Origin of the sequence: Micrococcus luteus, assembly GCF_014138885.1 — a bacterium.
In the GTDB taxonomy this organism is placed as follows: domain Bacteria; phylum Actinomycetota; class Actinomycetes; order Actinomycetales; family Micrococcaceae; genus Micrococcus; species Micrococcus luteus.
Map to the genome: position 1 here is coordinate 2,215,886 of NZ_JACJIK010000001.1, position 17,954 is coordinate 2,233,839.

The following is a 17,954-nucleotide window of genomic DNA, read 5'->3' on the forward strand; positions in this document are numbered from 1 at the left end:
TACCGACGGGGCGCGAGGGCCTCAGCGGGACGGGTCACGGGGCAGGGGAGTCCACCGCAGGGTGAGGCCCCCGACGGCGGCCAGCGCCGCGTGGGCGTCGTCCGCGGCGTCCTCCAGCCCGTCCGCCACGTCTTCACCCGCCGAGGTGAGCAGCAGGACGGCGTGGTCGTCCGCGCCGGGCTGCTCGCCCGGGTCGGCACGCCAGCCGCCCCTGCCCCGCACGCCGTCCTCGCCCCCGGGCAGGGAGCCCAGCCACGCGGCGGCCGCCCGGGCCGCCCCGGGGCCGACGACGTCCAGCCGCAGGGTCGCGGGGGAGCCGTCGTTGCCCGGCGGGGTGCCCCACAGCCAGTCCAGGTCAACCTGCCACGGCGGGGCGCCCGCGGGGCCGCCCGGGGACGGAGGCTGCATCACGCCTCGGCGTCCGACTGCTCGGAGGTCCAGCCACCCTCACCGATCCACCGCAGGGCGCTGAGCGAGGGCATGAAGAGGTACTCGCCCCCGGCCATCCGGTTGAAGGTGGTGATGCCGTCGATGCGCTTGCGGGCCGGCTCGGCGGGGATGGTGAACCGTCCCTGCGTCGGGTCGTCCTCGTGCAGACCGACGATCGGATCCCGCTCGGAGCCGAGGTCGACGAAGTTGCCTCCGTTGATCCACTCCTGCTGCATGAACTCGATCGTGTCGAAGGCCCGGGCGCTGATGAAGATGAAGTAGATCCCGCGGTCCTCCTTCGCGTCGTCGGCCGAGGTCACCTCCGGCGACCACCCGGGACCGTAGGTCGAGGAGCGCCGGATGATCCGCTTGATGTTCACGTCCGTCATGATCGACAGGTCGCTGTCCCGCGGGTTGAGGCGACGCATGTGGCTGGAGTGCGGGCACATCAGGCCCTTCGGGTCGTCCTCGAAGGTGAAGTCGTTGCGCCGCTCCGGGTCGTTGCCCAGCTCCTCGTCGTCGTGGTCCGGGGAGAGCACCAGCGGGGCGCCGCTGCGCCACCGGCCGAACATCTTCGCGGCGATCCGGTGCTGCTCCTCCGGGTCCGGGCTCTGCGAGGCCAGGTACTCGTTGAAGGCGCCCACCCGACTGGCGAACTTGCGCAGCACCACGTAGGTCCCGTTGCGGCCCAGCACATCCGGCTGCGGCACGGCCAGCGGGGAGCCGGTCTCGCTGTTCTCGCCCAGGATGAACTCGCCGGCGGAGATGGAGCGCTCCTGGCCCGGCTGTGGCCGCACCCCGCTGCCGGCCACCGTCGGCTGCGAGATGGAGTCCCGGAAGCCGAAGGGGTTCTTGTTCAGCTCGTCCACCCCGAAGCGGTGGGTGGCCACCAGGGTCACTCCGGTGGAGTGCTCCAGCACCTTCTCCGCCTGGTCCAGGGCGGCGTCCAGGGCATCGGCGTCGGCCGCGTAGATCGTCAGCGCGATGTGACAGGCGTCCTGGGTGAACGCCTCGTCCCAGTGCTCCGGGGCGTTCGGCCCGGTGTCCATGAGCTGCTGAGCGCGGGCGGCCATCCCCTGCTGGTAGGGCAGCGGGAAGCTGGACAGGGAGTCCTCGGGCAGCCCCAGGGCGCGCAGGCCGGCATAGCTGATCGCCACGCCGGTCCAGGACTGCAGGTCGTCGGCCCAGTCCTGCGCGGAGGTCACGTACTCGGCCAGGCGACGGACGAAGTCCCGACCGCCTTCGGCCTCCTCCACGGTCAGCATGGCGTGGGCGCCGACGTAGGGCTCAGGCCGCGACCGCAGCACCAGGCCCTGGATGTCGTCCAGGTCCAGCTCGACCCGCTCCCGATCGAAACGTTCCTTCAGGTCCTTGAGCACGCCCATCTCAGTAGTCCACCGCCTCGGGGGTGGAGATCGTGTCGGTGAGCTGCTTCAGGGCGGCCGCGGTGTCCTCGTCCAGGTCGGTGCGCCCGGCCATCTGGTCCAGGAAGGTGTTCACCGCGTCCTCGGTGCGCTGCAGTCGACGCGTGTCCACCACGGTGACCTGCGGGTTCGCCACGAACCACCCGGAGGCGGTGATCTGGTGGTCGGCGATGAAGTCCTTCACGGTCGGGCTGTCGATGCCCGGCCACCCCTCCACGTTCTGGAAGAGGAGGTCCATCAGCTCGGGGATCTTGGTGGCGAAGTCGTTGATGTACGCATCCCAGTCGCCGTCGTAGGCCGTGGCGAAGAGGATCCGGGTGTTGTCGTCGAAGAAGACGAAGCGCATGTCGTGCAGCGTGGACACGCGCTGGGCGCCGTCCATGTTGCCGCGGGTCAGGTCGAAGATGCGCTGCAGCCGTTCGGCGCCGCCCGGCTTGAGGCGGGCGATCGCGGTCAGCTCCGAGACCTTGCCCGAGCGCATCCCCACGCGGCCGGCGGAGTCGGCCGTGCCGGACAGGTCCGGGTTGTGCTCGCGGATCATCGCCTCGAGGGCGATCTTGGCCAGCGTGGGGGCGTCCTGGGCGACGTCCTCGACGGCGCGCTTGACGGCGTCGAGACGGCTCTCGTCCTGGAGCCGGGGGTCTGAGCGGTCAGTCATGAGGTCCTCCTTCGAGAATCCTTTGGGGTGAATGGTGAGGGGTGGGGCCGGGATCAGTCCGGGATGTCGTCGAGCGACGACGGCTCGGGGGCCGGGCGGTCGTTGAACTCGTGGCGGAAGCGAGTGGACTGCTCATAGGCGCGCTTGCGGACGCGCATGATGGAGCCCAACGGCTGGTGCTCGACCACGCCGTTCCAGGGGTTGAAGGTGAGGGCGTCGTCGCCGTAGACGCGGCGGGGATGGCTGTAGCTCTCCTGCGCCTCGATGCGCAGGGTGGCGACGGGCTGGTGCGGGGCCTCCTCCTCGTCCCACAGGACGGAGGCGTCCTCCACCGGCATGCGCTCCGGGTCGGTCGCCAGCTGCGCCCGCAGGACGTACTCTGCGCTCTCACGCGAGAAGAAGTCGGCGACGATCTCGCTGATCGAGGAGAAGTCCTCCACCTTCATGTCCTGACCGGTCAGGGCGCGCACGTTCTCGGACGCCGGGGCCAGCGAGATCTTCGCGACGTGGTCCCCGTAGCGCAGGGCGCCCTGGGTGAAGTACGTCTCGCCGAGGACGTGGGCGTTGTCCCGCCCCAGGCCCTCCAGGGTGGCGCTGGGGGTCCCCCCGACGGTCTCCACCGCACCCCGGACCACGCGCGCGGCGCCCGTCGTCAGGCGCTGCAGCAGCTCGGGGGACTGGGAGTTCTTCTCCAGCAGGCTCAACATCTCCTTGTAGCGGGCCACGGTGCCGAAGGCGAGCGTCGGGAAGTTCACCATGAGGAAGTCCTGATTGTGGCTGTCCAGGTCCGGCAGCAGCCGCTTGCCCTCCACCCCCAGCACCTTCAAGGCCCAGCCCCGCGGGGCGGGAGTGCGGTCGGTGTGGATGTCCCCGGGTGCGGAGGAGAGCCGCGCCACCGCCTCGTAGGTGCCCGGACGGGCGAAGATGCCCTGCGCCAGCTCGGGAGCCAGGCCCTCATGGACCTCCAGCGTGGCCTTGAGGACGGCGTGGCTCTTGGCGTGGGCGTCGCGGTGGGCGTGCTTGTGCTCTCCCGCCGCGCGGCGCTGTGCCGCGCCCATCTGGGCCAGGATCTCGCGGGTCAGGTCCTCCTCGCGGTCGACCGAATGCTCGATGTCGGGCGTGTACTTCACCGGTTCAGTCATCAGTGCTCTGCCTTCTCTCTGGAGCGCCGTGTGCGCCGCGCGGAGCCGCGCACCTGACCCTGGCGACGCTATGACCCTCCCCATGTCAGGGCAAGGAAGGAAGCGCGCCGCAGGTCTGGGAGTCGGGGCCCGGGGGCGGTGCCCCGGGGGATCTGTGACAGTGTGGCGGTGACCCGCCCCAGGGAAGCGCACTCGAGCCAGGAGAAGCATGACCGCCACCCTCGTCGCCTCCGGCCTGGCCGGCGGCCACGGCCATCGCACGCTGTTCGACGCGCTCGACCTCACCGTCGCGCCGGGGGACGTCGTCGGCGTCGTGGGGGCCAACGGCGCAGGCAAGTCCACGCTGCTGCGCATCCTCGGCGGGGACCTGGCCCCGCAGGCCGGCACCGTGTCCCTCGCCCCCTCGGACGCCTTCGTCGGCTGGCTCCCGCAGGAGCACAAGCGCGTGTCGGGGGAGACGGTGGCCGGGTACATCGCCCGCCGCACCGGCTGCGCCGAGGCCACCCGCGAGATGGACGCCTCTGCCGAGGCACTGGCCGACCCGGACGTCACCGACGCCGCCGCGGACCGCTACAACACCGCCCTCACCCGCTGGCTGGCCTCCGGCGCCGCGGACCTGGAGGAGCGCATCCCCGCCGTCCTGGCCGACCTCGGCCTGGACCTCTCCGCCTCCCCGGAACAGGTCCTCATGACCTCCCTCTCCGGTGGGCAGGCCGCCCGCGTCGGCCTCGCCGCGCTGCTGCTCTCCCGCTTCGACGTCGTGCTCCTGGACGAGCCCACCAACGACCTGGACCTCGACGGTCTGACCCGCCTGGAGGCCTTCGTGCAGGAGCTGCGCGGCGGCGTCGTGCTGGTGAGCCACGACCGCGAGTTCCTCGCCCGCAGCGTCACCCGCGTCCTGGAGCTCGACCTCGCCCAGCGCACCAACCGCGTCTACGGCGGCGGCTACGAGGCCTACCTCGAGGAGCGGGCCACCCTGCGCCGCCAGGCCCGGGAGAAGTACGAGGAGTTCGCCGAGCAGAAGCAGGACCTCGTCTCCCGCGCCCGCGTGCAGCGGGAGTGGTCCAGCCAGGGCGTGCGCAACGCGATGAAGAAGTCTCCGGACAACGACAAGCTGCGCCGCAAGGCCAACAGTGAGTCGAGCGAGAAGCAGGCCCAGAAGGTCCGGCAGATGGAGAGCCGCATCGCGCGCCTGGAGGAGGTGGAGGAGCCACGCAAGGAGTGGAGGCTGGAGTTCACCATCGGCGCGGCGCCGCGCTCCAGCTCCGTGGTCGCCACCCTCAACGATGCCGTGTTCCGGCTGGGTGGCTTCACGCTCGGCCCGGTGTCCCTCCAGGTCAACGCGGGAGAGCGGATCGGCATCACCGGGCCCAACGGGGCCGGCAAGTCCACCCTGCTGCGCGGGCTGCTGGGCCGCCAGGCCCCGGACGAGGGCACGGCCGCCCTGGGATCCAGCGTGCAGATCGGGGAGATCGACCAGGCGCGCTCACTGCTGGCCGGGACCGTCCCGCTCGCCGCGGCCGTCGAGGCGCTCGTGCCCGAGATGGCCTCCGGGGAGGTGCGCACCCTGCTGGCCAAGTTCGGCCTCAGGGCCGACCACGTGAACCGCCCCGTGGACGAGCTCTCGCCCGGCGAGCGCACCCGGGCATCCCTGGCCCTGCTCCAGGCCCGCGGGGTGAACGTCCTGGTGCTCGACGAGCCCACCAACCACCTGGACCTGGAGGCCATCGAGCAGCTCGAACAGGCCCTGGAGACCTATGAGGGCGCCCTGATGCTCGTCACCCACGACCGCCGCATGCTGGACACCGTCCGCACCGACCGCCGCTGGCAGGTCCAGGACGGGCGGGTGACGGAGCGCTGATGTCCTGGGCGCGGCGGCCGCGGCGTGAGGCCGGTGGGCACCGTCACCCTTGCCCGAGATTCGGTTGCGTACGACCATGAGAGTGCAGTCCCCACCGACGAAAGGCCCCCAGACATGTCCCGCATCCTGATGATCCTCACCTCGCACGACCAGCTGGGCGACACCGGCCGCAAGACCGGGTTCTGGCTCGAGGAGTTCGCCTCGCCCTACTACGTCTTCACGGACGCCGGCCACGAGGTCACCCTCGCCTCGCCCCGCGGCGGCCAGCCGCCCATCGACCCGACGAGCTCGCAGCCGGAGATGCAGACCGACGCCACCCGCCGGTTCGACCAGGACGAGGAGGCCAAGGCCGCCCTGGCCCACACCACGCCCCTGGCCCAGGTGGACGTGGACGGGTTCGACGCCGTCTTCTACCCGGGCGGTCACGGCCCGCTGTGGGACCTGGTGTCCGACGCCGACTCCACGCGGATCATCCTCGACAGCGACGCGGCCGGGCGCCCGCTCGGCCTCGTCTGCCACGCGCCCGGGATCCTGCACCCGATCACCGCCGCCGACGGCACCCCGTTCGTGCGCGGCCGTCAGGTCACCGGGTTCACCAACGGCGAGGAGGAGGCCGCCCAGCTGACGGACGTCGTCCCGTTCCTCGTCGAGGACGCGCTGATCGCCGCCGGAGCGGACTACCGCAAGGGCCCGGACGGGGAGAGCTTCGTGGTCACGGACGGCACCCTGGTGACCGGTCAGAACCCGGCCTCCTCCGCCGACGCCGCCCGCCGCGTCCTCGACCTGCTCGCGCGCTGACCCCCCTCCGCCGAGCCCACCACTTCGACCCCGAGGAGACCACTCGATGAGCACCCCCACCCACACGCGCGAGATCCACCTCGCCTCCCGCCCCCACGGCGCCCCGACGCCGGAGAACTTCCGCCTCACCGAGGTCGAGCTCCCCGAGCTCACCGAGGGCCAGGTCCTCGTGCGCAACACCGTGATGTCCGTGGACCCGTACATGCGCGGCCGCATGAACGACGTCGAGTCCTATGTGCCTCCGTTCCAGCTCGACGCCCCCCTCGACGGCGGCGCGGTGGGCACCGTGATCGCCTCGCGCCACGCGGACGTGCCGGAGGGCACGTCCGTGCTCCACGGCCTCGGCTGGCGCGAGCACGCCGTCCTCGACGGCGACGCCGTCCAGGCCGTGGACACCTCCCAGTTCTCGGACAGCACCTACCTGGGCGTGCTGGGCATGACGGGTCTGACCGCCTACACCGGCCTCGTGCACGTGGCCGAGATGCAGGAGGGCGACGCCGTCTTCATCTCGGGCGCCGCGGGGGCCGTCGGCTCGGTCGCCGGCCAGATCGCCCGCCTGCTGGGCGCCTCGCGCGTGGTCGGCTCGGCGGGCACGCCCGAGAAGGTGGCGCGGGTGAAGGAGCTGGGCTTCGACGCCGCGTTCGACTACCACGACGGCTCGCCCACCGATCTGCTGGCCGAGGCGGCGCCGGAGGGCATCGACGTCTACTTCGACAACGTGGGCGGCGACCACCTCGAGGCCGCCATCGCCGCGATGCGGGTCGACGGCCGCGTGGCGATGTGCGGCGCGATCGCCCAGTACAACTCGACGGAGCCGCCGGCCGCCCCGCGCAACCTCGCCCTGGCGATCGGCAAGTGCCTGACCCTGCGCGGCTTCGTCCTGCAGAAGTACGCAGCGCAGGTCCGCCCCGAGTTCCTGGAGCGCGTGGGCCCGTGGGTCGCCGCCGGGAAGATCCAGTGGGACGAGACCGTCCGGGAGGGTCTGGAGAACGCACCCCAGGCGTTCATCGACCTGCTCGAGGGTGCCAACACGGGGAAGATGCTCGTCCGGCTGTGACGGGCGACGGCGCACTCGGGGGCGGCATGGACACCTTCCGGCATCAGGGCCTGACCTTCGATGTCCGCGACGGCGGGCCGGCCGAGGGGGAGGTGGTCCTGCTGCTGCACGGCTTCCCGCAGGACGCCACGTCCTGGAGGCACGTCGAGCCGCTGCTGCACGCCGCGGGGCTGCGCACCCTCGCGCCGGACCAGCGCGGCTACTCCCCGGGGGCCGCGCCGCGGGCGACGGCGGCCTACCGCCTCCCGGCGCTCGTGGGGGACGCCGTCGCGCTGGCGGACGCGGCGGGGGCGCGGCGCGTCCACGTCGTGGGCCATGACTGGGGCGGCGCCGTCGCCTGGGCACTGGCCACCGCGCACCCCGAGCGCGTCGCGTCCCTGACCGTCCTGTCCACGCCGCACCCGGCCGCCCTGGCCCGCGCCCTGCGCGGCCCGGACCAGCTGCGCCGCAGCTGGTACATCGCCGCCTTCCAGGCACCGTCCCTCCCCGAACGGATCCTCGCGCGACGGCTGGGCTCCCTGCTGCAGCGGGGGCAGGTCCCCGGGGCGGAGCACTACGCCCGCCGGTTCTCCACCCCGCAGAGCCTGCGCGGTCCGGTGAACTGGTATCGGGCGAACCCGGATCTGGTGACCACCACGCGCAGCGCGCCCGTGTCGGTCCCCACCACGTACGTGTGGGGCACCCGGGACGCGGCCCTGGGGCCGCGGGCCGCCGAGCTCACGGCCGGGCAGGTGGCGGGGGAGTACCGGTTCGTGAAGCTCGACGCGGACCACTGGCTGCCCGAGCGCGAGGCGGACGCCGTCGCCCGGGCGATCCTGGACCGGGTGCGCTGACCGCGCTCCGCGCGCGGGCCGCTCCCGCCGTCTCAGCGCGGCCCGACGGCCTCGGTGATTCGGTTCAGCTGGTCCATGAGGACCTGGCGCTCGGCGACGTCGAGGGGGATCCGGGTGAGGGCGTCCACCGGGACCGTCCGGGCGGACGCCCGCAGCGCCCGCCCCTCGTCCGTCAGCCGCACCAGCACGCGCCGCTCGTCGCGGACGTCGCGCTCCCGCGTGACGAGCCCCATGCCGGCCAGGCGCCGCACCAGAGGCGTGATGGTGCCGTTGTCCATGCCGAGCCTGTCCCGCAGCGCGCCGACCCCCAGTGCCCCGGCGGTCTTCGGCGTCGACGCATCCGTCTCGGCCGAGGCGTCACCCTCCGCCTGCCACAGGGTGAGCATCACGAGGTACTGCGGGTAGGTGAGGCCGAGGCGGGACAGCAGGGGGCCGTAGCCGCGCGTGACGGCGCGCGCCGCCCGGTGCAGGGCGAAGCAGAGCTGGTCCTCGAGGGCGAGGCTGGGGGTCGGCGCGGCATCCATGGGAGCGATTCTAGTGGTCGCTGGGGAGCGACTTGGTTGCGCGCGACCTAACAGGGTGGCAGGCTGGAGCCGACTCGTCCCGCACGGGGCGGGCGGATGAAAGGACCTCCCATGGAGACCATCTACACCGCCGAGGCGCTCAGCACCGGCGCCGGCCGCGACGGCCATGTCCGCACCACCGACGGGCGGGTCGACCTCGACCTCGCCGTGCCCACCGAAATGGGCGGCTCCGGCCAGGGCACCAACCCCGAGCAGTTGTTCGCCGCCGGCTACGCCGCGTGCTTCCACTCGGCCCTGCAGATGGTCGCCCGTGCCTCCCGTGCCGACATCACCGACTCCTCCGTCGGCGCGCGCGTGGGCATCGGTCGCCAGGGTGAGGGCTTCGGCCTGGAGGTCACCCTCGAGGTCGTGCTGCCCCATGTCCCCGCGGACCAGGCCCGCGCCCTCATGGAGCAGGCGCACCAGGTGTGCCCCTATTCGAACGCCACCCGGGGCAACATCGACGTCGTCCTCGAGCTCGGGGAGGCGTGATGACGAAGCGTCGGCAGTCCGTCCCCCTCTCGCAGACCGCCGCCCGCCTCGGCCTCGGCGGGTTCATGACCGCCGCAGGGCTGTCCCACCTCACCGTGGCGCGCCGTGAGTTCCGCGCCCAGGTGCCCTCGTGGGTCCCGCTCCCGGCGGACCTCGTGGTGCTCGGATCCGGCGTGGCCGAGATCGGCCTCGGGGCCGCTCTGCTGGCGCTCCCCGGGCAGCGCCGCCTGACCGGCACCGCCCTGGCGGCCTTCTACACCGCGATCTACCCCGGGAACATCGGGCAGTACGCCGAGCGCAAGGACGGCTTCGGGCTGGACACGGACGGTCGCCGCCTGGCGCGGCTGTTCGGCCAGCCCGCCCTCATCGCGGCCGCCCTGTGGGCCGCGGGAATCCCCGAGCGGGAGCAGGGCGGGCGCGGCTGACGCCGTCGCCGGCCCCGCGGGCCTGTGCCGGCTCCGGGCACGTGCCCGGAGCCGGCGTGATCTCACCCCGCCGCGAGGCGCGGCCCACTGTAGGGTGTCCCGTCGCAGGTGTACCGCAGGTGCCCGGTCCGGCGGGCCGTCAGCCTTGACGCATCGTCCCGGTCTCGAGGAAGCGCTGGTGCCAGGACAGGGCCTCGCCCAACAGGTGCGGGGTGTGCAGGCCGTCCGACTCGCGCATCGCGCGGTCGAAGTAGTCCCGCAGCTGCTCCCTGTAGTCCGGGTGCGCGCACGTGTCGATGATCGTGCGGGCGCGCTGCTTGGGGGAGAGGCCGCGCAGGTCGGCCAGCCCCTGCTCGGTGACCACCACGTGCACGTCGTGCTCGGTGTGGTCCACGTGCGAGACCATCGGCACGATGCAGGAGATGTCCCCGCCCTTGGCCGTGGACGGGGTGAGGAAGAACGAGGTGAACGCGTTGCGGGCGAAGTCGCCGGAGCCGCCGAGGCCGTTCATCATCTTCGTGCCCATCAGGTGCGTGGAGTTCACGTTGCCGTACAGGTCGGCCTCGAGCATGCCGTTCATGGCGAGGATGCCGAGGCGGCGCACGAGCTCGGGGTGGTTGGAGATCTCCTGAGTGCGCAGGATCAGCTTGTCCCGATACTTCGCGGCGTTGTCGTTGAACCGTTCGGCGGCCTCGGTGGACAGGGAGAACGCGGTCGCGGACGCGGTCGCCAGCGTGCCGGAGTCCAGGGCGTCGAGCATGCCGTCCTGCACCACCTCGGTGAACGCGGACAGGCCCGTGAACCGGGACTTCACCAGCTCGGACATCACCGCGTTCGCGATGTTGCCCACGCCCGACTGCAGCGGCAGCAGCCGCTCGTCGTACCGGCCCTGGGCCACCTCGTGCTCGAAGAACTCCACGAGGTGCTGGGCGATCGCGATCGAGTCCGCGTCGGCGGGTTTGAAGGCAGAGTTCCGGTCCGGGGCGTGGGTCTCGACGACGGCCACCACCTTGGCCGGATCGCACCGCAGGTACGTCTCACCGATGCGGTCCGCGGGGTGGGTGAGCATGATCGGCGTGCGATGCGGTGGCAGCGCGGTGCCGTAGTAGACGTCATGCAGACCCTCGAGGTCCTCGCTCTGCCACGAGTTGACCTCGAGGATCACCTGATCCGCCAGGTCGATCCAGGACTTGTTGTTGCCCACGGAGGAGCTGGGGACGAGACGGCCGTCCTCGCGGATCCCGGACACCTCGATCACCGCGGTGGTCATGGGCCCGTAGAAGCCGTTCCACACGGTCTGCGCCAGGTGGGACAGGTGCGTGTCGATGTACTCGATCGCGCCCGCGTTGATCTTGGCGCGCATCGTCGGGTCCGACTGGAACGGGGTGCGCAGCGCGACGGCGTCCGCCTCGGCCAGCGCACCGTCCATCTCCGCGGAGGTGGACGCCCCCGTGTGGAGGTTGATGCGGAACTCCTCGCCGCGCGCGTGCAGCTCCTTGGCCCGCTCGGCCAGCGCCATCGGCACGGCCTTCGGGTAGCCGGACCCCGTGAACCCGCTCATGCCCACGGTGGTGCCGTGCTGGATGAACGCCGCCGCCTCCGCGGCGGACATCACCTTCGACCGGAGGCCGGGGTGGTGGATGCGGGACGACATGGGTGAGGCCTCCGTGCGGGTGAGACGAGTCGAGCGAGAGCGCTGTGACGTGGAACAGCGATCAGCGTACCCGCGTCACGGGTGGCCGTGGGGATGATCACGCCGGAGGTCGCCGAGCCCGACCTGCGTGATCGACGACGGCGAACAGGGCTCGGCACTCCGGGGCGGCGCGCCTAGGCTCGGCGGCATGCGAGCACTCGTCCTCCAGTCCTACGGCGGCCGAGAGGCCATGGCCCTCACCGACGTCCCCGCCCCCACGGCCGGCGCCGGCGAGGTGCTGATCCGCACCCGCGCGGTCGGCCTCAACCCCGTCGACGCGATGCATCGCGAAGGCGACTTCAAGGCCATCGCCCCCGACGACTTCCCCACGGTCGCCGGCAACGAGCTCAGCGGCATCGTCGAGACCGTGGGCGCCGGGGTGACCGCGTTCGCCCCGGGTGACGCGGTGATCACCCGCGTGGACCCCTCCGGCCACGGGGCATTCGCCGAGCTGGCCGCGGTGCGCGCGGACTGGGTGGCCGCCGCGCCCGCCCGCATGCCCCTGACGGACGCGGCCGGCCTGCCGCTCGCCGGCCTGACCGCTCAGCAGGCACTCGGCCCGGAGCACCTGGACCTGCAGCCCGGGGAGCGGCTGCTGATCACCGGGGCCGCCGGCGGCGTCGGGCTGATCGCCACGCGCCTGGCACACCTGCGCGGCGCGCACGTGACCGTGACCGCCTCCGCGGCGGGTGAGCCGTACGTCCGCGAGGCCGGCGCCGACGCGGTGATCGACTATCGCGCCCGCACCGTCGCAGAGGGGGGCGAACGCTTCGACAAGGTGTTCGACCTCATCGGCGGTGATCAGATGGCCGAGCTGCTCGGCTCGATCGAGCCCGGCGGCCGGCTGGTGACCATCGCGGGCCCGCCGAGCCCCGGCAGCCTTCGTGAGACCGCGCGCCCGTCGCGTCGGCCGCTGGCCGCCGTCGTCTCCCGGGTGGCCAGTGCGAAGGTGCGCCGGGCCGCGAAGAAGGCCGGGGTGACCTACGAGTTCTTCCTCATGCATCCGGACGGGGCGGGCCTGGCCGAGCTCGTCCGGCTCGTGGACGCCGGCGAGCTGGCCGTGACCGTGGACAGCCGCTACCCCCTGGCCGACTGGGAGCAGGCGTTCGAGCGTCTCGAATCCCACCATGCCAAGGGCAAGGTGCTGCTCGAGTTCTGACCGGCGGGCACCTGGCCGCCGGTCTGCCCGGGCCGGCACCGCCTCGTATCCTGGCCTCGTGCACCCGTCTGTGAGCGAGCCCCTCACCCGACTGCCGGACGGCACCGTCAAGCAGCGCAACCCCTTCACCGGCACCGAGGTCTGGACCGTGCCGGGCCGCGGCCACCGCCCGCTCGGCCTCGTCCGGCCCGCCCCGCAGCCGCTCGACCCCGCCCAGCACGGCCGGCACTGCGCCTTCTGCGAGCACCGCCTGCTGGAGACGCCGCCGGAGAAGTCACGCATCGTCTCCACGAGGGCCGACGACGTCGCCCCGGCCTGGCAGATCCTGCGGCACCCGGCCGTGGAGCGGCTCGGGGAGACGACCCCGGCCTTCCGCCGGGTCCCCAACCTCTTCGAGATCCTCAGCTACGACTACTGGCGTCTCAACCACGGCTACGAACTCCCCCCGGACGCGCGCCGCCGACGTGACGAGTACCTGGCCACCGAGGCCGGCCGCGCCCACGTGCGCGCCGTCGTCGCCGCGAAGCTGCGCGCCTCCGGCCGCTCTGCGGAGGAGGCGGCGGCGATGTCCGAGGCGGAGCTGATCGCGGCGTCGGCCGCATTCTTCGGCGGCACGCACGACGTCGTGATCGCCCGGCGGCACTTCGTCGACGGGGCCGTGGACGACCACCAGCTGGCCTCCTCGGGCACCCTGACCCCGGACGAGCACCACGCGTTCCTGGCCCTGACCGCCGACGCGATGCGGGACCTCTACGCGACCACGCCCGCCGTGCGGTACGTCTCCGTGTTCCAGAACTGGCTCAAGCCCGCCGGCGCCTCCTTCGACCACCTGCACAAGCAGCTCGTGGCCATCGACGAGGTCGGCGCGCAGAACGCGGCCGCCCTGGACCGGCTGCGCGAGGACCCGCAGGTGTTCAACCACGCCGCGCTGGACGTGGCCGTGGCGCACGACCTGATGATCGCCGCGAACGAGCACGCCGTGATGTTCGCCGGCTTCGGCCACCGGTACCCGACGGTCGAGGTCTACTCCACGAGCCCGGTGGGGCAGCCGTGGCGGCAGTCCGCGGCCGAGCTGCGCGCCGTCTCCGACCTGCTGCACGCCGCCCACGCGGCCACCGGGCCCGACGTCCCCTCCAACGAGGAATGGCACACCCGCCCGCCCGGCGTCGCGTCCCCGATGCCCTGGCGCGTGATGCTCAAGTGGCGCGTCTCCACACTCGCCGGCTTCGAGGGCGCCACCAAGATCAACGTCAACACGCTCAGCCCGTGGGACGTGCGGGACCGGGTGCTGGCGCGGCTGCGGGAGCTGCGGGCGGCGGGCGCGCTCGCAGACGGGGTGCGGATCGGGGCCGACGCGCGGGTCCGGCCGGGCGCCCTGCGGTACGCCGACGGAGCGGCGAGGCTCACCCCTCCGCGCGGTCGGTAGCGTGGGCGTCATGGCCCTCCACCTGCAGCGCTACCGCGAGATCGCCCACGTCATGGCCCGCAACGGCCTCAGGGCCACGGCCGTGCAGGCCGGGCTCTCCCGGTGGCTGCCCCTCGAGGAGGGGGAGCCGCACCTGGGCATCGACGCCGAGGCCCGCCCCGAGCTGTTCGTGCGCACGTTCGAGGAGCTGGGCGTCACCTTCGTGAAGCTCGGGCAGCTGATCTCGGCACGACCGGACCTGTTCCCCGAGGCCTACTGCGCGGCGTTCGCCCGCCTCACGGACAGCACGACGGCGGTGCCCTTCGAGGCCGTCGCCCGGACGGTCGAGGAGGACCTCGGCGCCGACGTCGACGCACTGTTCGCCTGGTTCGACCGCGCGCCACTGGCCACCGCCTCCATCGGTCAGGCCCACCGTGCGCGCCTGCATGACGGGCGCGCCGTCGTCGTGAAGGTCCGCAAGCCCGGTGTGGTGGAGCAGGCCCAGGCGGACCTGGAGATCCTGCGGACGCTGGCGGCCACGTGGTCGCGGGCCTCGCGGACCTTCGCCGATCTGGACGTGCCGACCATGGTGGATGAGTTCGACCGCTCCCTGCGCGCCGAGCTCGACTACGTGGTGGAGGCGCGGGCCTGCGAGGAGATCGCCGCCGGCTTCCGGGACACCCCGGGCGTGCGGTTCCCGTGGATCGAGTGGGACCTGACCACCTCGCGCGTGCTGACCATGCAGGAGCTCTCCGGGCTGCGCGTGGACGATCTGGCCGGACTCGACGCCGCCGGCATCGACCGGGAGGAACTGGCGTACCGGGCCGCCGACGTGCTGCTGGCCATGGTGTTCGAGCACGGCGTGTTCCACGCGGACCCGCACGCGGGCAACCTGTTCATCGAGCCGGACGGGACCGTCGGGTTCATCGACTTCGGCTCCGTCGGGAGGATCTCCCCGTCCCTCCGGCGCCGGTTCGCGGGCCTGGCCATGGCGCTGGCCCGGCAGGACACCGACGGGCTGGTGCGGGCCCTGCTGGACATTGCCCCGCCGCGCGGCCCGGTGGACCGCCGTCGGCTCCGACTGGAGGTGGCCCGGATCATCGGCCGCCTCGAGGGGCGCGAGCTCGAGGACATCCGCGTGGGGCAGCTGGTCTCGGAGATCTTCGCCCTCGTGCGGCGCCACCGGCTGTCCCTGCCGCCCGAGCTCGTGCAGCTGCTGCGGATGCTGATCATCGTGGACGGCATCGGCCGCCGCCTGCACCCGGGCTTCGACTACACCCGCGTGCTCGACCCCTTCGCCCTGCGCCTCGTGGGGGAGCACCTCGACCCCCGGCGGGTGGCGGGCCGGATCGGCCGGGCCACGATCGCGGCGGCCGAGCTCGGCATCGACCTGCCGGAGTACGCCCGCAAGGTGATGGAACGCATCGACGACGGCGGGATCGACGTCACCGTCCGCGCGAGCGAGCTCGAGCCGCTCGTGACGCGCCTCGAGCGGACGGGCGACCGGGTGGTGGCCGCCATGGTGGTGGCCGCGATGATCACCGGCGGCACGAACGTGCTCGTGGCGTACAAGGACCGGCTCGGCCGCTTCGCCGGGCCGGTGGTGGCCGCCGGCGGCGCCGCCCTGACCGGTGGCAGCGCCTATCTGGCCTGGATCAGCCGCCCCCGGCGTCGCCCCCGCTGAGGGCCGCGGGCGCGTTCCGTCGTCGGGATCATGCCCGCACCAGGCCGGCCGCAGCGCAGGCCGTCTCGAAGTCGTCGAGGCCGAACGCCTGGATCGGGCTGACGACGCCGGCCTCGCGGGCCCGGCCTGCGGCGAGCTGACGGGCGCCCCAGGCCATGAGGTCCCCGGTCAACGTGTAGGCGTTGGGGCCGCGCAGGTGCACGTCCGCCACGACGCGGCCGGCCGCGTCCCGCGCGATCGCCCCGACCCGGGAGCCCGTGCGGGCCCGGTCTGCGGCGTCGGGGCCACCCGGGTCCCCGGCCAAGGGCCGCAGCAGGGCCTGCACGCCGCGGGCGACGCCGGGGAGCCACCCCACCGCGCCGAGGGCGGCGGCGCCGATCTGCGTGGGCCGGGCCGGGAACCAGCCGTTGAAGACCTCGACCTCATCCAGGCCGGGCTGCATCCGCGGCAGGAACAGGGACTCCGTGCCGCCGAACAGCACGCCGCGGCGGTCCTGCCCGTCGACCCGGAAGACGGCCGACCGGCTGGCCGGGCCCGTGGTCGCCAGCCGCCCGCCGCGCCACGTGATCGTCCGCTCGGTGAGGGCGCCCACCATCGTCTGGCGCGTCCCGTGGCTGAGGTCGACGCGCGGGTCCAGCTCGCCGTCGGCGAAGTAGCCGATCTGCAGGGACCGTGCGCGTCCACCGGCCTCCGCCAGCGCGAGCCCGCCCGCGAGCATGCCCGGCGCGTAGTCGAAGCCGAGGGCGGGCAGCAGGGTGGCGCCCGTGCGTCGGGCGGTGGCGTCCAGGTCCGCCTTGAGGTCCTTCACGAAGCCGACCTCACCGGTCGAGTCCACGTAGTGCGCGCCCCGCTCCGCGGCGGCGCGGGCGACCGGTCGGCCGTAGCGTTCGAAGGGGCCGACCGTGGAGACCAGCACATCGCCCTCCGTGACCAGGGCCCTCAGCGAGGCGGGGTCCCCGGCGTCGGCGACGGCGACCTCCAGCCCGTCGTGCCGCCTCGCCGCGTGCTGGAGCGAGTCCCGGTTCCGGCCCGCCAGCACGGGCCGTGCGCCCTGGGCCACGAGGGCGTCCACGACGAGGGATCCGGCGTAGCCCGTCGCGCCGAGCACGATGATGCGGGGGGCGTCGGGGCGGTCGAGGTGCAGGGGAGAATCCGTCATGGTCCCACGCTAGGCCGCGCACGCGGAGACCTCACGGGCTCGGCGACGCCGATCCGCGTGGACCCCATCTCGCGCTCCCGGACCGGCGGACCCGGACATGGCGAGCCTGGCCCGGCACCCGCCTGCAGGGGCAGACTCGGGGGATGACCCGCACCCCGCCCGCCGTCGCCCCGCCCGCTCACTCCGCCTCGCCCGCCGCCGAGACCGGCGGCGAGAGCCTGCTGACCGTCCTGATCGCCCTCGGCGTGAACACGGTGATCGCCGTCGTCAAGTCGATCGTGGGCGCGGTCACCGGCTCAGCTGCGATGGTGGCGGAGGCCGCGCACTCCTGGGCCGACGCCGGCAATGAGGTCTTCCTGCTGTTGGCGGAGCGTCGGGCCGGCCGAGCCCCCGACGCGCGGCACCCGCTGGGCTACGGGCGCGCGGCCTACGTGTGGTCGATGGTCGCGGCCTTCGGCCTGTTCGCGGTGGGCTCGGCGGTCTCGGTCTGGCACGGGATCACGGCCTGGTCCGCCCCCGAGGAGGAGGCGGAGTACACGATCGCGTACATCGTGCTGGCCGTCGCGTTCGTGCTCGAGGGCATCTCGTTCCTGAACGCGCACCGGCGCCTCCGCCGCGACGCGGAGCGGCGGCACATCAGCGATGCCACGTTCCTGCGCCAGACCTCGGACCCCACCCTGCGCGCCGTGTGGGTGGAGGACGCCTCGGCCCTGATCGGCCTGGTCATCGCGGCGGCCGCCCTCGCCCTGCACCAGCTCACCGGGGACCCCCGGTGGGACGCCGCCGGCTCGATCCTCGTGGGCGTGCTGCTCGGGGTCGTCGCGATCTTCCTGCTCTCGCGGAACATGGCGTTCCTCGTCGGCGAGGTCGCCGACCCGGCGGTCCGGACCCGGGTGCTGCGCTGGCTGCTGGAGCGGCCCGAGGTGCTCTCCGTGAGCTACCTGCACCTCGAGTACGTCGGCCCGGAGAAGCTCTTCGTCGTCGGGGCCGTGGACCTGGCCGGGGACGAGCGGGAGAGCGAGGCCGCGGTCCTGCTCCAGCGCGTGGAGGACGCCCTCCTCGAGCACCCGCGCGTGGCCGCCGTCGTGCTCTCCCTGTCCAACCCCGCCCACGCGCCCCTGGACCCGGAATCGCAGAACGCCCGCGCCTGAGCCCGCGCGGCCGGCGGGCGG

Annotated in this window: 17 protein-coding genes; 10 read left to right on the forward strand and 7 right to left on the reverse strand. The window is 73.1% G+C overall.

Going from position 1 to position 17,954, the window contains the following annotated elements:
- Positions 1-21: 21 nt before the first annotated feature.
- The 4 genes from HDA34_RS10325 to HDA34_RS10340 are packed head-to-tail and all read right to left on the reverse strand — an operon-like array spanning position 22 to position 3,653.
- Positions 22-408, reverse strand: a complete 387-nt coding sequence (locus HDA34_RS10325; RefSeq protein ID WP_020624987.1) for a hypothetical protein — start codon at positions 406-408, stop codon at positions 22-24.
- Positions 408-1,814: a Dyp-type peroxidase gene (locus tag HDA34_RS10330; RefSeq protein ID WP_060973483.1), complete on the reverse strand. Its 1,407-nt coding sequence runs from the start codon at positions 1,812-1,814 to the stop codon at positions 408-410. Before HDA34_RS10330 ends, HDA34_RS10325 begins: the two co-directional genes overlap by 1 nt.
- A gap of 1 nt (position 1,815) precedes the next feature.
- Entirely contained in the window at positions 1,816-2,511 is a 696-nt protein-coding gene (locus tag HDA34_RS10335; RefSeq protein ID WP_044659971.1) for a hypothetical protein, read from the reverse strand.
- Between the two features lie 53 nt (positions 2,512-2,564).
- Positions 2,565-3,653: a catalase family protein gene (locus tag HDA34_RS10340; RefSeq protein ID WP_172717669.1), complete on the reverse strand. Its 1,089-nt coding sequence runs from the start codon at positions 3,651-3,653 to the stop codon at positions 2,565-2,567.
- Positions 3,654-3,861: 208 nt separating this feature from the next.
- On the opposite strand from HDA34_RS10340, the gene HDA34_RS10345 reads away from it, so the two are divergent.
- The 4 genes from HDA34_RS10345 (at position 3,862) to HDA34_RS10360 (ending at position 8,202) form a co-directional block, all read left to right on the forward strand.
- Positions 3,862-5,514 (forward strand): ABC-F family ATP-binding cassette domain-containing protein, encoded by a 1,653-nt coding sequence (locus HDA34_RS10345; RefSeq protein WP_049145880.1) that lies wholly within the window; start codon positions 3,862-3,864, stop codon positions 5,512-5,514.
- Between the two features lie 114 nt (positions 5,515-5,628).
- Positions 5,629-6,312 carry a type 1 glutamine amidotransferase domain-containing protein gene (locus HDA34_RS10350; protein ID WP_134377051.1) on the forward strand — a complete coding sequence of 228 codons (684 nt, stop codon included), beginning with the start codon at positions 5,629-5,631 and terminating at the stop codon, positions 6,310-6,312.
- Between the two features lie 46 nt (positions 6,313-6,358).
- On the forward strand, positions 6,359-7,369 hold the full coding sequence (locus HDA34_RS10355; RefSeq protein WP_134377050.1) for an NADP-dependent oxidoreductase: 1,011 nt from the start codon (positions 6,359-6,361) through the stop codon (positions 7,367-7,369).
- Between the two features lie 26 nt (positions 7,370-7,395).
- Positions 7,396-8,202, forward strand: a complete 807-nt coding sequence (locus HDA34_RS10360; RefSeq protein ID WP_060973487.1) for an alpha/beta fold hydrolase — start codon at positions 7,396-7,398, stop codon at positions 8,200-8,202.
- Between the two features lie 32 nt (positions 8,203-8,234).
- Here the strand turns inward: HDA34_RS10360 and HDA34_RS10365 are convergent, their stop codons facing one another.
- Positions 8,235-8,726, reverse strand: coding sequence for a MarR family winged helix-turn-helix transcriptional regulator (locus tag HDA34_RS10365; protein WP_041103948.1), 492 nt, complete (start codon positions 8,724-8,726; stop codon positions 8,235-8,237).
- 111 nt (positions 8,727-8,837) lie between these two features.
- Here HDA34_RS10365 and HDA34_RS10370 point away from each other — a divergent pair, with 111 nt between their 5' ends.
- Together HDA34_RS10370 and HDA34_RS10375 are read left to right on the forward strand one after the other, a co-directional pair.
- A complete protein-coding gene (locus HDA34_RS10370) occupies positions 8,838-9,257 on the forward strand; it encodes an organic hydroperoxide resistance protein (protein WP_017487949.1) in 420 nt (139 codons plus the stop codon).
- Positions 9,257-9,682, forward strand: coding sequence for a DoxX family protein (locus tag HDA34_RS10375; RefSeq protein ID WP_010080504.1), 426 nt, complete (start codon positions 9,257-9,259; stop codon positions 9,680-9,682). Before HDA34_RS10370 ends, HDA34_RS10375 begins: the two co-directional genes overlap by 1 nt.
- A gap of 139 nt (positions 9,683-9,821) precedes the next feature.
- Here HDA34_RS10375 and scpC read toward each other — a convergent pair whose 3' ends face one another.
- Positions 9,822-11,336: a succinyl-CoA:acetate CoA-transferase ScpC gene (gene scpC, locus HDA34_RS10380; protein WP_049145895.1), complete on the reverse strand. Its 1,515-nt coding sequence runs from the start codon at positions 11,334-11,336 to the stop codon at positions 9,822-9,824.
- Positions 11,337-11,523: 187 nt separating this feature from the next.
- On the opposite strand from scpC, the gene HDA34_RS10385 reads away from it, so the two are divergent.
- The 3 genes from HDA34_RS10385 (at position 11,524) to HDA34_RS10395 (ending at position 15,623) form a co-directional block, all read left to right on the forward strand.
- Positions 11,524-12,534: an NADP-dependent oxidoreductase gene (locus tag HDA34_RS10385; protein WP_036338689.1), complete on the forward strand. Its 1,011-nt coding sequence runs from the start codon at positions 11,524-11,526 to the stop codon at positions 12,532-12,534.
- Between the two features lie 70 nt (positions 12,535-12,604).
- Complete coding sequence (locus tag HDA34_RS10390) at positions 12,605-13,960, forward strand: DUF4921 family protein (protein ID WP_182496720.1); 1,356 nt, start codon at positions 12,605-12,607, stop codon at positions 13,958-13,960.
- A 10-nt stretch (positions 13,961-13,970) separates the two neighbouring features.
- Positions 13,971-15,623: an ABC1 kinase family protein gene (locus HDA34_RS10395; RefSeq protein WP_044659988.1), complete on the forward strand. Its 1,653-nt coding sequence runs from the start codon at positions 13,971-13,973 to the stop codon at positions 15,621-15,623.
- Between the two features lie 28 nt (positions 15,624-15,651).
- On the opposite strand, the gene HDA34_RS10400 is transcribed toward HDA34_RS10395, so the two are convergent.
- Complete coding sequence (locus tag HDA34_RS10400) at positions 15,652-16,782, reverse strand: saccharopine dehydrogenase family protein (RefSeq protein ID WP_060973638.1); 1,131 nt, start codon at positions 16,780-16,782, stop codon at positions 15,652-15,654.
- A gap of 143 nt (positions 16,783-16,925) precedes the next feature.
- Between HDA34_RS10400 and HDA34_RS10405 the strand changes: the two genes are divergently transcribed.
- On the forward strand, positions 16,926-17,933 hold the full coding sequence (locus tag HDA34_RS10405; RefSeq protein WP_060973637.1) for a cation diffusion facilitator family transporter: 1,008 nt from the start codon (positions 16,926-16,928) through the stop codon (positions 17,931-17,933).
- The last annotated feature ends 21 nt before the right edge of the window (positions 17,934-17,954 follow it).

Bases quoted from the DNA above. Each gene is read 5' to 3' on its own strand.
- HDA34_RS10325 (WP_020624987.1), bottom strand. From the start codon at position 408: ATGCAGCCTCCGTCCCCGGGCGGCCCCGCGGGCGCCCCGCCGTGGCAG.
- HDA34_RS10335 (WP_044659971.1), bottom strand. From the start codon at position 2,511: ATGACTGACCGCTCAGACCCCCGGCTCCAGGACGAGAGCCGTCTCGAC.
- HDA34_RS10360 (WP_060973487.1), top strand. From the start codon at position 7,396: ATGGACACCTTCCGGCATCAGGGCCTGACCTTCGATGTCCGCGACGGC.
- HDA34_RS10330 (WP_060973483.1), bottom strand. From the start codon at position 1,814: ATGGGCGTGCTCAAGGACCTGAAGGAACGTTTCGATCGGGAGCGGGTC.
- HDA34_RS10355 (WP_134377050.1), top strand. From the start codon at position 6,359: ATGAGCACCCCCACCCACACGCGCGAGATCCACCTCGCCTCCCGCCCC.
- HDA34_RS10345 (WP_049145880.1), top strand. From the start codon at position 3,862: ATGACCGCCACCCTCGTCGCCTCCGGCCTGGCCGGCGGCCACGGCCAT.
- HDA34_RS10400 (WP_060973638.1), bottom strand. From the start codon at position 16,782: ATGACGGATTCTCCCCTGCACCTCGACCGCCCCGACGCCCCCCGCATC.
- HDA34_RS10375 (WP_010080504.1), top strand. From the start codon at position 9,257: ATGACGAAGCGTCGGCAGTCCGTCCCCCTCTCGCAGACCGCCGCCCGC.
- HDA34_RS10370 (WP_017487949.1), top strand. From the start codon at position 8,838: ATGGAGACCATCTACACCGCCGAGGCGCTCAGCACCGGCGCCGGCCGC.
- HDA34_RS10340 (WP_172717669.1), bottom strand. From the start codon at position 3,653: ATGACTGAACCGGTGAAGTACACGCCCGACATCGAGCATTCGGTCGAC.
- HDA34_RS10385 (WP_036338689.1), top strand. From the start codon at position 11,524: ATGCGAGCACTCGTCCTCCAGTCCTACGGCGGCCGAGAGGCCATGGCC.
- HDA34_RS10365 (WP_041103948.1), bottom strand. From the start codon at position 8,726: ATGGATGCCGCGCCGACCCCCAGCCTCGCCCTCGAGGACCAGCTCTGC.
- HDA34_RS10350 (WP_134377051.1), top strand. From the start codon at position 5,629: ATGTCCCGCATCCTGATGATCCTCACCTCGCACGACCAGCTGGGCGAC.
- HDA34_RS10395 (WP_044659988.1), top strand. From the start codon at position 13,971: ATGGCCCTCCACCTGCAGCGCTACCGCGAGATCGCCCACGTCATGGCC.
- HDA34_RS10405 (WP_060973637.1), top strand. From the start codon at position 16,926: ATGACCCGCACCCCGCCCGCCGTCGCCCCGCCCGCTCACTCCGCCTCG.
- scpC (WP_049145895.1), bottom strand. From the start codon at position 11,336: ATGTCGTCCCGCATCCACCACCCCGGCCTCCGGTCGAAGGTGATGTCC.